The organism is Sporosarcina sp. FSL K6-1522 (assembly GCF_038622445.1).
GTDB lineage: Bacteria > Bacillota > Bacilli > Bacillales_A > Planococcaceae > Sporosarcina.
The window spans coordinates 3,130,679-3,144,375 of the sequence record NZ_CP152019.1 but is presented as its reverse complement, the minus strand read 5'-3'; the positions used below and the strand labels follow the sequence as shown (position 1 = coordinate 3,144,375).

Here is a 13,697-nt window from a genome sequence, read left to right as displayed (position 1 = left end):
CTATGCGTAGATGGGAAAATTACATAAATATGGTTTAGTGAAGGGGGCGGGGTTCTAACCAATTTGGCATTCAATGAGAAACCTTCACCTTATTATGATTCTGAAAATTTCCTTTGATACTGAGCGAGAGCAAGCAAAGGGAAGATATATGGATAGCTATGATAGTGGATGTAGAAAGCCCCACCCATTCCTTGCCCAACTGGATAGGAATGGGTCCAATCATTTTTATTATAGGACGCTAGTAAATAGGAAATTCCTGTCTTAATTTCCTTGGTCACCTTTTCCGAAGCCGCAATAAGTGCATCAAGTGCCCATGCTGTTTGCGTGATATTGCTGGATCCGAGAGGGACGTAATGAGAAGCGAGGTCACTTTTACAAGATTCTCCCCAGCCGCCGTCAGGATTTTGAATGGTGAGTAGCCAATTGACAGCTTTTTGGATAACTGGACTTTCCGGATGTACGCCTGCTGAAATGAGGCCAGTAATTGCCGCCCATGTCCCGTAAATATAACAAATTCCCCAGCGACCGTACCATGATCCATCCTTTTCTTGGTGATGAACGAGCCAATCGACTCCGCGTCTCATGGCATCATAATTTTTAGAGAGATTAGTATATCCTCCAAGAAATTCAAGTGTTCTGCCAGTTAAATCGGCACTGCTTGGATCGGTCAATAAAAAACGTCCACCTTCAATTGGTAGCAAGTTCAATAATTCGTTATCTACATTTTTCTCAAAGGCAGGCCATCCGCCATCACGATTTTGCATCGACATGACCCAACGAATGCCTTTGTTCCATGCTTGGTGGAAGGTCGGGATTAACCAAACGAGCTGTGAAATAGCTCTTAATGAAGTGGTAGAATCATCTACATCGGGGTTCATTGTATTACTAGCCGAAAAGCCCCAACCTCCAGGGGGAACGCCAGGATCATGAATCGCCCAATCACCATATTCAATCTGCTGCTTTGCGATTAAATATTGATTTGCCTTTTGGATGACGGATTCAGTAGGAGGAACGCCAGCAACTTGAAGGACGTAGCTGATTAAAGAAGTATTCCACACCGTTGCGGTTGTATATTGGATATGGGTGTGGCCACGAATTGTGCATTTCATAGCTTTCAGCCCTTGGATTGCTTTTACAATGAGTGAATCATTGGTGGGATGACCAAGAGAGAGCAGGGCAAATATCATCAGGAATGTTGAACTAAAATAACAATAGAGAGTTCCATCTGGTTCAATATGATCGAGCATATACTGTTTTGTTCGATTGATGGCCAAAGAATGAATGGTTTGGGGTAAACCTAGCAAATTTTTAAGGTCATGGTCAATTAGCGAAAAAAATTCTTGGACATCTTGCATGTTGAAAAACGCATCTGTTGCGTCTGAAAGTACAAGATCGGATAGATTGGGGCTTCTTTCTGTTGTTTTGACGTATTTGTTATTTGCTAAAATCATGATCGGAGCGAGATTTGCTCTGGCATATACGGAAAAATCATAGAAATTGACAGGGAAATGAGGGGGGAAGAGGATGATTTCAATTGGGATTGGAAAATAAGCGGGCCATGGATACTGACCTGTTAGCGCCAGCATGATTTTTGTGAACAGATGCGATTGCTCAAGGCCGCCATTTGTTAATATGAATTTTTTTGCTGCCAGCATCCGAGCATCTTCCTTGCTCACATAGCCGGAGTAAAGAAGGGAGTAGTATGCTTCAACTGTAGCGGATAAGTTCCCTCCATCCTCATCGTGAAAAAGTTTCCACGCACCATTGTCCTCCTGCTTGCTGACAATTCTTTCGGTTAATTGATAGATTAAATTTTCGTCATTTATTTCCAATGACCTCAATAAAATAATCATATAAGCATCCGTCGAGATACCTGTATCAAAGGGGTAATCCCATGAGCCATCAGTAACTTGGTCTTTTTGTAACTGTTGGATTAAATGGATAATTACTGGTTTTGTGTAATATTTCAATGCATCACCATCTCCTTCACCAAGATCATTCATATAAATATATATACACCTGTTCATAATCATATATGAAGGTAGAATTTTTTGTGGAGGTGGCCCATGCTTCATTATTTAAGAAAGATGGGAGGAAGACTGAAACTTCCAGAAAATTTACGGTTAATTAAAGCGGATTTAAAAAATAATAACCGTGTTCCTATTCAAGATGAGCAAAACTTAGCCAATGAAGATCAGCTGCTCCTTCAATCAATTCGGTTAAAAACGAAACAGTTAAATGTCAATAATAAGACAAGAACAAAAGCATATCTCGATTTTTATACGCTTCACCCAGAAATCCACTGGGCATTTCTTGGCCATATGGTGTCAAGGAATGGCGGATGGAATATGACAGATTTAAATGGAGATTTTTTATCTAGGCTCATGCATGAAAAAACAAGACAGGACTTTTTTTCTTTTTTGGAACGTGGCAATTGGTTAATCTTTCAGGATGCCTATCCACAGTTCCTATTATATGAAGAAAGCAAATACCAAAATCGAAATTTATTTTATTTATTACCTTATTTGAACGTCTCTCAATTTATGGAAGTGATTTGGCATCATTTTTGGAAAGAAAGAGATTGTTATGTGCTGGCAATGGCACTTGTCATTAATGAACAAAACTATTTGGAGAATAGAATAGTGCAAAATCCTTTGTATAAGAAGAAGGTTTTTCAGACGTTGGAGTTTGTCATCCAGGATTTTCTGTCATTTAATCATATTTTGTTTCCATATAATGAGGGGGGAGACCTGAAAGAAAGGGCGTCACTTGCTGGACTAACACTCCATCGTTTTGGTTCACTCCATGAGCGTATTATGCTTGGGAAAAGGTTATATCAGTTGTTGTTTCATAAAGGGAATTTGTTAGAAGACGTTTATCGCTGGGCAACCGCTCATCCCCATACAGGTTCACGCAAGGATTATTGGCCGGAGATATTTAATGATGTTAACGAAGGAATGCCCGGAGCAATGATTTCGAAAAGGTTAAAGTCTTGCCGGTTAAGAAAGGGAGCGCTTCGGTTGTTCAGCCCACGACTGGAGTACGCGTGGGATAATGTTACCCATACTGAGGCGGAGCCTGGCGATTGGTATGAGCACTGGTATATGATTGAATATCTTTTGGAAGAACAAGAATCGATTAATGGAAAAATCATGGGAGGGTATTGTGAAACACTTGAAAACCTCGAAATTGCCACTATCGCCAAAGAGAGGATTTTTGCGTAACATAGCTTTGTATCTGCCTGCCATTGTCATTGCGTCTTTGGTGGGGACATATTTAGATTTAATTTTTGTAGGGAAAAATCTTTATGCCTTCCCGATTCGCCCTTTTCCTGATGTATTTTCAATTAATATTGCTTTTACATTACTAATCCTCCCTATTTCTACTTGGATATTCCTTTTGATAGCAGCTAAAATGCCTAGATGGAGTAGACTTGTTTTCATCTTGCTCCTTAGTATACTTGCGTCTGTCGTGGAGAAAGTATCGGTGCAATGGGGATTTTTTCGTCATACGGCTCAATGGGATCATAGTTATTCTTTCGTAGGTTATTTCGTATTTCTTGTATTGATATGGAAGATTTTTAAATGGGGAAAGAGACAGGGAAAAATCCGATAGTAAAGGAATAGTACACGGTGATGTGAAGTTATACAAAACGATTGTGGAATTTTACAGTACAGCCGATATCACCGCGTCATAAGTTGCTAAAAGATTGGTCTCTTTTTCTTCCTAAAGCCAGCAAGTGCTATTGAAGCCTTTAAAAATAACTTTCAAATTATGCTGATTTTTTCGCGTGCTATATGAACAAGGCATCACGCTTATTGTGAAAGATGAAAATAAGGGGTAGATACAGTGAAGGGGAAAACAATACTTACAGGTCGGATAGTATTACCTGGTGCTCCTGATTATGATCAAGCACGCATGGATTACAATTCTCGATTTACTAAGTACCCACTTGTGATTGTGTTTTGTCAATGTATTGAAGATGTCTTGAATGCAGTGAAATGGTCACGAGAAAACGACATTCCACTACGTGCAAGAAGCGGCAGACATAGCTTTGAAGCTTTTTCATTAGTAGATAAAGGGATCATTATTGATATGAGTGAAATGACAAAGGTGCATGTTGATAAAGAAAAAGGAATTGCTAAAGTACAAACGGGGATTCCGCTGGGCGACCTTTATACAGAGCTATTTCGGTATGGTGTAACCATTCCAGCGGGTACGGCGCCAGATGTTGGTGTCGCTGGGTTAACACTTGGTGGCGGAATCGGTTTTTTACACCGGATATGGGGGCTGACCATCGACAATCTGCTAGAAGTTGAAATGGTTGTCACTTCGGGAGCACAAGGCGCAAAAGTCATTAAAGCGAATGACTGTATAAACCGTGATCTCTTCTGGGCTTTGCTTGGCGGAGGCGGGGGGAACTTTGGCATCGCTACAACCTTTGTTTTTAAGGTACATCCGATTCGCAATGTTTCTATTTACGAGATTAAATGGGATTGGAAAGATATCGAAACCGTCTTCCGAACCTGGCAAAACTGGGCACCTTTTACATGCAGAAGACTTACCACCGATATTACACTCGGTTCAAAATTAAATGGTACCATCACCTCCACTGGCCAACTACTAGGCACTAAGAAAGAGTTAAAGGATTTATTAAAACCGCTACTTAAAGCTGGAACACCGACGGAAGTAATGCTGAAAACTGTACCGTTTAACGAAGCTGTAAAGTTTTTTGCAGAACCCGATTCGCTAGAGTTTCACAAATTCAAAAATACAGGTGCTTTTGCATACTGCAGATTACCATCAGAGGGAATTGAAACGATGATAGAATTTTTGAGGAATGCACCGAATTGTCATTCTGATGTATGGGGACAGAGTTTGGGCGGGGCGGTAAGTGATGTGGCGCCATCTGAAACGGCTTACTACTACCGAGACGCGAAGTATATTTTAGAGTTTGCAACAACATGGGATACGGATCAAGAAGAATTGGATAATCTGAGCTGGGTGAATGATTTTCGAAAAGCTTTGCTCCCCTATATGAAAGGCAATTACGTTAACTTTCCGGATCTTTCCATTAAGGACTGGGAATGCACCTACTATGGAAACAATATTAATCGATTAATGAAAATTAAACGCCAGTACGATCCGTGTAACGTGTTCAACTTCCCTTTGAGCATCCCCCTTAAATAACCGTGTCTAACTTTTAGGGAGGCACTTCAGCATGAATGGCTGATTCCACTGTTAAATCAATCATTCCGAAACTGAAAAACGTCCCTTTGTATTTACTTCAAAGGGACATTTTTTCGATATAAATTTTTGGTCACTACACTACGAAGAACAACCACTGCACGAGCTGCAACTACTCCCCGAATCTGAACCTCCGTCATTGGAATGGGTATGTGATGAGGTTGTGGATGTAGATCCGGTTCCAGATCCAGTGTTGCTTCCCGCTTCAAACGTATTGACTTCCGCAACGATTTCATCCCATTGTTCTTTTTGTTCAGGGCTATCTGCATATCCTCCAGATCCATCTGCAGAAGACGTGCTATGGTGTTTTTTCTTTTGCTCTTGGATAGGGTCAGATCCGTGTAAAGAAAAGACCGCAGCACCGTACCAATAGCCATCTATTTGATTCACGCGTTTTACTTGGCTTCCCGCCGTCATTTGTTCTGTGGCGAATGCGAGAAATGCCGCCAAAGTATAAACAGATGTTGCGTTGGAGGTCTGCCTGCCAAAGGATTCGATGACGTCCTTCGGATGATTGGCAATCTGTTCAGTCCAACGTCTATGTTCTTGTCTATTTTGCATAAATTCTCCCCATAGATGCGAATGAGAGGTCACATTGAAAAACGATACATACAATAGGTCAAACCAGGCGCGTTCCGTCGGTAAGTTTTTTGGCGTTTCGTGCGGATAGTGTTCGATACGTTCCCCGATAAATGCTACACAAAAATCCTGATATAGCTCTTTTTCATCCAAAAAGAAGTGCCATAGATCATCTACTTGTGTAGAAAACATCGGAAGCCCTTTTGAGACACCTGCTAACAACAGAAATTTCTTGAGTTCATACCAACGTTCTCGTAATTCTGAATTCGCTAAGGTGTGCCCAGCTTGCTGAATACGCTCATTTACAGTTGTTTCAATTGTGGTGGACCAGGCTTGGTTAAATTGTTGAAAAAGTTGTTGTGTTTCTTGATCAGCCCACGGTGGAGCAACCAGTTTTTTTGAATATTGGTAGTTACGCTGCCGTCTTGCAAAAATCAACAGTAAAACAAAAAGAGCGATGATGCCAACTACTAACAATAGATTCATAGACGTTCCCCCTTATTGGTAATAATAGCATAATAAAGCCAACGAAAAATAGATGCCTGACTTACGACTGTTTTTTTGTTGATGATTCTGACTCGTATGCATGCATCGTAGAAGCTACGGGCAACGATACATTTCCAATGGATTGTAGCAGAGTGTCCCTAGGATTTTATCTGACGTATTATAGCAATACATACTACTTCGATTGTTATAAGGAGGACTACCTCTTGCCCAATTGGATGATGGATCGATTAAAGGAAATCGACACGGTGAATCAGCAAGCGATGAACCCATTCGAATGTCAGACTGCCGTACCATTTATGTTAGTGGGAAGAGACGGCACACCCTTTACGGTATTCGGTTTTTCAAGGGGATGTTTTTTTAAGTCGAGGTTCTTTACTGTGCATTCTATTCATGGTGGAGAGCTGTGCGTAGTATTGGAAGTGCTGGCACCTTGCGATTGTAACGGGCATTTGTTTCGCACGAAGGCAAAAGTGGTTGTCAATTCGAATCGTTTTTGTGGGCTTACTCTTGTAGATGTACCGGTATTTGATTACTTACAAGTATCCTATGTGGTAACCGATCAGCTTTGCTTACCATTTATGTTATGTAAAAAAGATGTACCGAAAACGATATACAGACTAGACGGAAAAGAACAATTGCATGCGGAGACCGTTAGTGTTCATTACACGGGAACAGATCCGCAGGTAGAGCTAACTCTCTATACAAAAGAAAAGTCTATTCGCTTACAAGTGCCAAAAGATGAGTTTAGGTCGTTGACTGTCTGTCAGTTACAATCGATTGAAATAGCTACGCCGGTGGATGTAGTGAAAGGAATGATTGAATTGCAACTTCATTTTTGTGAAAAAAAGAAGCTATATTTTTAAGTGTCGACCTGAATGATTTGTCCCCTAACACTAGAAATGGTGAACATACAATGGAATGTACATGCAAAAAGACAATGGGGGTAATTATTTTGGCGAAATTAGGCTGTTGTTCAAATTCAGGTAGTGTCAATGATGCAGTTTGTACGACGGTAGCGATAACGGACGGTACTGCAGCAATATCGATTTGGGAAAATACGACGAACTTTATGATCAATGGCACCATCCTTGTAGAGAACTTGGGGTTAACAAATGCATGGGATGCCGGGCTGCTCATAAATGGAGTCACCACGCCCATTTTAACGGTCCCACCAGGCGAATCAGCTTCCATTACTGTCAATAATTTAACGAGCATTGAGATTCAAGGATCTGGAACAGGGACGGTTAGTACCGCGGTCAAAGTTTCTTTCTCATTAAACTATAATTTCTAAGTGTATCGAGGGAATAACCCTCATAAAAGAGTAGAAGGATTTTAGCACAGGCTAGCATTAGGCCTGTGCGCTTTTTGATGGTAAAAGTGTATAGCTCACATTGAAAACGCTACTCTTTTGGTCAAGTGGCATAAAAGAATAGCGTTTTGATAAAGGGGAGGAGTCTCAACTCACGCGGATGATTGTGAGGGCGGCTCCCGTTGCACCACCTCCGACTAAAATGATAGTAGCTAGCAATCCGAAAAATTGGAGTGAGAGGGTGTCCCCTGCTGATAAAGAGACAATCAAGTCATTATTATAACTTGATGCAGCTAATGCTGGAGAGACGATTGAACCAGGAATTGGAGTAGATCCATTTAGCAGGAGTCGGGAACTCGCAAGCAGTGAAACGGTTGTACTTATTTGATAGGTCACGTAATAGCGACCTGTTGAAGGAACGGTGAATGTCGTGTTAGCCCCATTGACGGTGAAACCATCTAAGCTTTGGTTGTTAGGAAGAGGAATACTAGTTCCCCCGAGTAATACGACGATTGTGCTCCCGGTAGTGTTGGATGCATACATGGAATTGCTGGTCACACTTGTCCCGGTAGGCCCTGTAGCTCCCGTGGGTCCGGTTACGCCGATACTGCCTGTAGCTCCTGTGGGTCCAGTTATGCCGATACTGCCTGTAGCTCCTGTGGGTCCAGTTACGCCGATACTGCCTGTAGCTCCTGTGGGTCCAGTTGCACCGGTACTACCTGTAGCTCCTGTTGCGCCAGTAGGACCAGCAGTACCTGTACAACAGCCAGTGGAAAAAATTTTAGCACACATAATGATCAACTCAACTTTCTATGACCTTACTCTAGTATATTTTTGAGAGAATGACTTGCTTGTACTTTCTAACGAAAGAATGATTGAGTTGCTTGATTTTGGTGGAAAAAGACAGTTGGAGTGAGCTCAATGGGGGTATTTCGACATGTCTACTAGCAACTGAACACCAATCGACATTATTTATTGACTATTCAAATAGACGGGTGTACACTGTGATTAATGGTTAACGAATTGTTAATCAAAAAGCGCGATTACACAAGGAGGCTGTGCAATGTCTAATGAAGAAGCGCTAAGTCAATACGATAATCGTTTATTTCGAACGCCTGATGGCTATACGTCAGATATAGCCGTTTTCACAATTACATCGAAGCAACTCACAGCGCACACGCCACCTAACATGACGTTGAAGCTCTTACTCATTAAACGAGCCTTGCTCAATGCAGAAGGGCACCCTAATATTGAAGCGGCTAAATGGGCTTTGCCGGGAGGCTTTGTCCAGGACAATGAATCGGGTTTTGAAGCGGCGCAGAGAGAATTAGAGGAAGAGACCGGTGTAAGTGGCATTCACATTCAGCATTTTGGTGTCTACGACAAACCGGGGAGGGATCCGCGTGGTTGGATGATTACGAATGCACATTATGCAATTGTACCTGAACATGCGCTGACGGCAAGAGCAGCAAACGACGATGCGGCGGAAGTGGAATTGTTCTCCATTGAAGACGTCTTGCGATTGGACTTGGCGTTCGACCATTATGACATTATCAAAGAGGCAATTCGCTGCATTACAAACGACCTGCTACAAACAACAGTTGCCCAAAACTTTTTACCGAAGCACTTTACCTACTCAGAACTGCAAGCACTATTACTGACCGTAACGAAGGATCCGGCCATTGTGAGCGATCAAAGTTTTGCACGAAAAATAAAGACATTGCCTTTCATTCAGGCGGTTCCTGGTGAAAAGACACAGAGAACATCGAAATCGCCGGCTCAGTTGTATGAGTTTATCGATATGGATGTTATGAAACCCATTTACACAGCGAGATATTAAGAAAAAGAGGAGGCAGTTTATCATGAAAAAAGCGTTATTGAACATTGATTATACGTATGATTTTGTCGCACCAGAAGGGAAATTGACATGTGGAGAACCAGGGCAGCAGCTGTTGCCGTATATTTGTGACTTGACAAAGACCTTCATTGACAACAATGAGTTGGTCGTTTTTTTAATAGATGTACATAAAGAACATGATCCTTACCATCCGGAGTCTAAGTTGTTTCCACTCCATAATATCGAGCATACAGCAGGGAGGGAATTGTATGGGGAGTTGAACACACTTTATCAAGCAAACGAAGCGAATGATGCAGTATTATGGATCGATAAAACGAGATATTCTGCTTTTGCCGGAACGAATTTGGATCTTACATTGCGCGAGCGAGGCATTACTGAGCTACATCTTGTCGGAGTCTGTACGGATATTTGTATTCTCCATACGGCTGTTGATGCGTACAACAAAGGCTACAAAATTGTCATACACGAACGAGGTGTAGCAAGTTTCAATCAGGCGGGGCATGACTGGGCACTTGGGCATTTTGCCAACACATTAGGTGCTGAAGTGGTGTAAGGCCAACTGAAGGAGGGCAAGAGTATGGCGAAAATCGGGATTTATGGATCATCATTTGATCCAATCACCAACGTACATTTATGGACGGCAAGTACGATTGCGCACCGTTGTCAATTGGATAAAGTCATTTTTCTTCCTTGTTCACATAAACGTAGAGATAAAACGATGCAAACCACTGACGAGCATCGGTGGGAAATGGTGCAGTTGGCAATCCAAGATCACGATAAATTTATAGCGGATGATTATGAAATGCAGCAACAACCTTGGAATGTAACAAGCTATGAAACATTGAGACATTTTAAAGAGATATACAAAGGCGATGAAATCTACTTTATAATGGGCGCTGATTTACTAGTAGATATCGGTGCCGGTAAGTGGGGACAGGCTGAATCACTCATTCGAGAAAATAAATTTATCGTGATGGCTCGCGAAGGAATCAATATGTTGCAAGCGATTAGTCAATCTGCGCTATTGAGAAATTATGATGACGGCAATACCTTTCATTTAATCGATAAAGGGCTGTCGATGTCGATTAGCTCTCGCTATATTCGGGAAGAGTTTTCGATGGGAGGCGAGCCACGTTATTTGCTGCCGGAAGCTTGCTATTACTACATTAAGGAGCATTCACTCTATACGAGTTTGCACGATAAATCTGAATGATTTCGTTGATAAGTCCCCTAGAATTTGTGTCTAAAAAAAAGCGTGTTTCAAAAGAATTTGTTCTCTTATTACTATTCAAGCACGACATAAATCAGAAAATACATTACAATAGAGTAGCATTTTGATAATGGTCGATTAAAGCAAATTGATAGTGATAGAGAAGGGGACAGTTCATTTGTTATATCATGAAACACACATCGTGAGCCCAAAGCATGAGTGGGTCGTATTCCTTCACGGATTGGGTGGCAATTCGAATATTTGGTACAAGCAAGTAGAAGCATTTAAAAAGCATTATAACCTTCTTTTTATAGATTTACGTGATCATGGTGGGTCGGTGAATTATAAACCTGAAGTACCTGATTATACGCCAGAACTCTTGTCGAAAGATGTGGTGAAGGTGCTCGACGGGCTATCTATTGAGAAAGCGCATTTTGCAGGGATTAGTCTTGGTTCAATTATTTTACACGCCATGCATATTTACGCGCCGAGTCGCATTAAAAGTATGATTTTAGGTGGAGCGATTATCCGTTTCACGCCTGCTGCAAAGGTCATTTTGAAAACGGGTAATCTCTTAAAAAGTGTCGTTCCATACATGTGGCTCTATAAAACATTTGCACGGATTTTAATGCCGAAAGCGCATCATAAGAAATCACGCGATATTTTCATTAAAGAAGCGAAGAAACTTCGGCAAAAAGGATTTATCAAATGGTACCGTTTTGCGGCGAACGTCGGTGCGATTTATCCGCAGGTGGATACGAAAAAAGACGTCATTCCGAAGCTCTATATTATGGGCGACCAAGATTATATGTTTCTTGGGCCTGTCAAAGAAGATACGCTTGGAGACGAAGCGGCTGATTTGCATATTATTGCATCATGTGGTCATGTGTGCAATATCGAAAAGCATGCTGAATTCAATCAACAGGCGCTACAATTTTTAGCAGAACGGCAGCGACAAGACAAGGTTTCGTTGAGCAAAAACTGTGCGTATATTGCATAATGAATAAGAAGATGAAAACCAGCCATAATTTCGAATGGCTGGTTTTTGCTATAGGTATGCGGATAGTAAGGATATGGTATAATTTTAGACTAAATGGTTCGGGATGGGGGCGTGTAACTTGCTAAAACGTCGAAGAAAAGAGAAACGGAAACGTCAAAACGAACAGTACACACGTGGCGATTTCTTTCTGGATGTAGTATTAGGGATTCCTGAGTTAATCATCTTACCTTTTCGTATGTTGTTTTTCGGTGTGAAATCGATGATTCGACTCATTTCTAATTGGTCGTGAAAGTAGCGAGTTAACAGTTTTGGAAATATAGTTTGTAGATGGAGGACAAGTATGCGGCTCAATCAATTTATTAGTTCATCAGGATTTTGTTCAAGGCGCAAGGCTGATGCGTTGATTAAAGAAGGTAAGGTTACTGTGAATGGTCAGCTGATTGCGCTAGGACAAGTGATTGATGAAGGGGACCGAGTCGAAGTCGACGGACAACGAATTGCGGCGAAACAACGGGATATTTATGTGATGCTGAACAAACCACGGGGAATTATATGCACAGCGGCGAGTCATATTGGGGGGAATATTATTGACTTTGTGAATTATCCAGAACGTATTTTTCCTGTAGGACGGCTCGATAAGGACTCAGAAGGGCTTATTTTGTTAACCAATGATGGTAGCATTGTTAATGAACTGTTGCTAGAAGAAAATAATCATGAAAAAGATTATTTGGTGACTGTCGATAAGAAAATTACCGCAATATTTATAGAGGATATGGCAAAGGGCGTAGACATTTATAACCCTCGAAAAAAAGACTATACCCGAACAAAGCCTTGTAAAGTTGTTCAAATCGATGATTATTGCTTTAAAATTACGTTGTCACAAGGCTTAAACCGTCAAATTCGGCGCATGTGCAGACGTTTTCAGTATACGGTCACACGTTTACAGCGAGTGCGCATGAAAGAACTTCAACTAGGGACATTAGCGATAGGTGAATGGCGCGCATTATCTGAAGAAGAGGTTGCAAAGTTGAAATAAACCATGGGGAGTAGCTTACCCTCGTTTGGATATACTAGCTGTATTGTCGAAAACGGGGGTGAAAGCAATGGCGAAAAGTAATAATCGCAACAAAGGCAAAAAAGCAACGAGCGTCACACCGCAAGGAAATGGCAATACAGAGTTTGCACAAGAGCCCACAACGAAATTGGAAAATGCGGCTAAAAAGAAAAATACAAAATAAATTCACGAGTGATATGACAATGAGAAGCAGCCGCGTTTAAACTATACGTGACTGCTTCTCATTGGTATTGCCATGCCTAAATTTGTGGGAAAGTGATAACCAACTGCCGATCTACATTGATTACTTCAATCAGTTGATCGTTAAAAAGATAAGGTGTGTCATTGGCATCTTGAGGTTTTACGTCTTCGTACATATTTTTCACGGAGAGCACAGGAAACGTCACGGGAATATAACGTCCTTTGCTCAACGTCTTCATATTGCCCATTAAAAAAAGCTCCTTACTAGAGGCCGCAAAGCTTAAATGACCGATTTCTTTGTTCAAATTTCCGGAGACGATGGCAACGCCCTGCAATAAAGAAATTAAACATACAATGAAATCATTAATAATTTCAGTGGGTAATTTGTCGAAGCCACATTTTAAAAATAGCGCATTAAAGCCATTGCGTATTTCTTTGAAAGAGAAGAGCTCTTCAATTTTTTTGCGTTTTTTCTCTTTTTCAAGATTTGTGATGATGTGCTTACACGTATCTAAGTATTCTTTGACATAGCCCATACTTTGTTCTCTATGTACAACAAAATCATTAAGTTCTTTCATGACCGTTATGTCTTCTGCTTCTTTTCGTGTTAAAACCAAAAAACTATATAGATCTTTTTCATCAAAATTTCTTACGGAAAACTTATTGTAATAATGTTCGACTAACTGCCGCTCTTTTTTATCCACTCATTCTCTCTCCCAATCTGCTGTATAC

At 41.1% G+C, this 13,697-nt stretch carries 16 protein-coding genes; 12 read left to right on the top strand and 4 right to left on the bottom strand.

The window, feature by feature from the left end:
* Positions 1-92 precede the first annotated feature (92 nt).
* Complete coding sequence (gene shc / locus MKY34_RS15580; protein WP_342512041.1) at positions 93-2,003, bottom strand: squalene--hopene cyclase; 1,911 nt, start codon at positions 2,001-2,003, stop codon at positions 93-95.
* Between the two features lie 63 nt (positions 2,004-2,066).
* On the opposite strand from shc, the gene MKY34_RS15575 reads away from it, so the two are divergent.
* The 3 genes from MKY34_RS15575 (at position 2,067) to MKY34_RS15565 (ending at position 5,190) form a co-directional block, all read left to right on the top strand.
* On the top strand, positions 2,067-3,224 hold the full coding sequence (locus MKY34_RS15575) for a DUF2515 family protein (RefSeq protein WP_342512040.1): 1,158 nt from the start codon (positions 2,067-2,069) through the stop codon (positions 3,222-3,224).
* On the top strand, positions 3,142-3,615 hold the full coding sequence (locus MKY34_RS15570; RefSeq protein ID WP_342512039.1) for a CBO0543 family protein: 474 nt from the start codon (positions 3,142-3,144) through the stop codon (positions 3,613-3,615). Before MKY34_RS15575 ends, MKY34_RS15570 begins: the two co-directional genes overlap by 83 nt.
* A 234-nt stretch (positions 3,616-3,849) precedes the next feature.
* Positions 3,850-5,190, top strand: a complete 1,341-nt coding sequence (locus MKY34_RS15565) for an FAD-binding oxidoreductase (protein ID WP_342512038.1) — start codon at positions 3,850-3,852, stop codon at positions 5,188-5,190.
* A gap of 138 nt (positions 5,191-5,328) precedes the next feature.
* On the opposite strand, the gene MKY34_RS15560 is transcribed toward MKY34_RS15565, so the two are convergent.
* Positions 5,329-6,312, bottom strand: a complete 984-nt coding sequence (locus MKY34_RS15560) for a hypothetical protein (RefSeq protein ID WP_342512037.1) — start codon at positions 6,310-6,312, stop codon at positions 5,329-5,331.
* 224 nt (positions 6,313-6,536) lie between these two features.
* Here MKY34_RS15560 and MKY34_RS15555 point away from each other — a divergent pair, with 224 nt between their 5' ends.
* Positions 6,537-7,196, top strand: coding sequence for a CotZ-related putative spore coat protein (locus MKY34_RS15555; RefSeq protein WP_342512036.1), 660 nt, complete (start codon positions 6,537-6,539; stop codon positions 7,194-7,196).
* A gap of 89 nt (positions 7,197-7,285) precedes the next feature.
* The gene (locus tag MKY34_RS15550; protein ID WP_342512035.1) at positions 7,286-7,624 is read left to right on the top strand and encodes an S-Ena type endospore appendage; all 339 of its coding nucleotides are present in this window, start codon (positions 7,286-7,288) and stop codon (positions 7,622-7,624) included.
* A gap of 165 nt (positions 7,625-7,789) precedes the next feature.
* Here the strand turns inward: MKY34_RS15550 and MKY34_RS15545 are convergent, their stop codons facing one another.
* Positions 7,790-8,434, bottom strand: a complete 645-nt coding sequence (locus tag MKY34_RS15545) for a hypothetical protein (protein WP_342512034.1) — start codon at positions 8,432-8,434, stop codon at positions 7,790-7,792.
* 271 nt (positions 8,435-8,705) lie between these two features.
* Here MKY34_RS15545 and MKY34_RS15540 point away from each other — a divergent pair, with 271 nt between their 5' ends.
* From MKY34_RS15540 to MKY34_RS15510, 7 genes are all read left to right on the top strand, one after another.
* Positions 8,706-9,482, top strand: coding sequence for an NUDIX domain-containing protein (locus MKY34_RS15540; protein WP_342512033.1), 777 nt, complete (start codon positions 8,706-8,708; stop codon positions 9,480-9,482).
* Between the two features lie 22 nt (positions 9,483-9,504).
* Positions 9,505-10,053 (top strand): isochorismatase family cysteine hydrolase, encoded by a 549-nt coding sequence (locus MKY34_RS15535; protein ID WP_342512032.1) that lies wholly within the window; start codon positions 9,505-9,507, stop codon positions 10,051-10,053.
* Positions 10,054-10,077: 24 nt separating this feature from the next.
* Positions 10,078-10,713, top strand: a complete 636-nt coding sequence (gene nadD / locus MKY34_RS15530; protein ID WP_342512031.1) for a nicotinate (nicotinamide) nucleotide adenylyltransferase — start codon at positions 10,078-10,080, stop codon at positions 10,711-10,713.
* 175 nt (positions 10,714-10,888) lie between these two features.
* Positions 10,889-11,710, top strand: a complete 822-nt coding sequence (locus tag MKY34_RS15525; protein WP_342512030.1) for an alpha/beta hydrolase — start codon at positions 10,889-10,891, stop codon at positions 11,708-11,710.
* Between the two features lie 118 nt (positions 11,711-11,828).
* Positions 11,829-11,999, top strand: a complete 171-nt coding sequence (locus MKY34_RS15520) for a hypothetical protein (RefSeq protein ID WP_342512029.1) — start codon at positions 11,829-11,831, stop codon at positions 11,997-11,999.
* Positions 12,000-12,050: 51 nt separating this feature from the next.
* Positions 12,051-12,746 carry a pseudouridine synthase gene (locus tag MKY34_RS15515; RefSeq protein WP_342512028.1) on the top strand — a complete coding sequence of 232 codons (696 nt, stop codon included), beginning with the start codon at positions 12,051-12,053 and terminating at the stop codon, positions 12,744-12,746.
* Positions 12,747-12,813: 67 nt separating this feature from the next.
* A complete protein-coding gene (locus tag MKY34_RS15510) occupies positions 12,814-12,948 on the top strand; it encodes a small, acid-soluble spore protein L (protein WP_342512027.1) in 135 nt (44 codons plus the stop codon).
* A gap of 76 nt (positions 12,949-13,024) precedes the next feature.
* Here MKY34_RS15510 and MKY34_RS15505 read toward each other — a convergent pair whose 3' ends face one another.
* The gene (locus tag MKY34_RS15505; RefSeq protein ID WP_342512026.1) at positions 13,025-13,669 is read right to left on the bottom strand and encodes a hypothetical protein; all 645 of its coding nucleotides are present in this window, start codon (positions 13,667-13,669) and stop codon (positions 13,025-13,027) included.
* Positions 13,670-13,697 lie beyond the last annotated feature (28 nt).

Bases quoted from the DNA above. Each gene is read 5' to 3' on its own strand.
- shc (WP_342512041.1), bottom strand. From the start codon at position 2,003: ATGAATGATCTTGGTGAAGGAGATGGTGATGCATTGAAATATTACACA.
- MKY34_RS15575 (WP_342512040.1), top strand. From the start codon at position 2,067: ATGCTTCATTATTTAAGAAAGATGGGAGGAAGACTGAAACTTCCAGAA.
- MKY34_RS15570 (WP_342512039.1), top strand. From the start codon at position 3,142: ATGGAAAAATCATGGGAGGGTATTGTGAAACACTTGAAAACCTCGAAA.
- MKY34_RS15560 (WP_342512037.1), bottom strand. From the start codon at position 6,312: ATGAATCTATTGTTAGTAGTTGGCATCATCGCTCTTTTTGTTTTACTG.
- MKY34_RS15545 (WP_342512034.1), bottom strand. From the start codon at position 8,434: ATGTGTGCTAAAATTTTTTCCACTGGCTGTTGTACAGGTACTGCTGGT.
- MKY34_RS15540 (WP_342512033.1), top strand. From the start codon at position 8,706: ATGTCTAATGAAGAAGCGCTAAGTCAATACGATAATCGTTTATTTCGA.
- MKY34_RS15535 (WP_342512032.1), top strand. From the start codon at position 9,505: ATGAAAAAAGCGTTATTGAACATTGATTATACGTATGATTTTGTCGCA.
- nadD (WP_342512031.1), top strand. From the start codon at position 10,078: ATGGCGAAAATCGGGATTTATGGATCATCATTTGATCCAATCACCAAC.
- MKY34_RS15515 (WP_342512028.1), top strand. From the start codon at position 12,051: ATGCGGCTCAATCAATTTATTAGTTCATCAGGATTTTGTTCAAGGCGC.
- MKY34_RS15510 (WP_342512027.1), top strand. From the start codon at position 12,814: ATGGCGAAAAGTAATAATCGCAACAAAGGCAAAAAAGCAACGAGCGTC.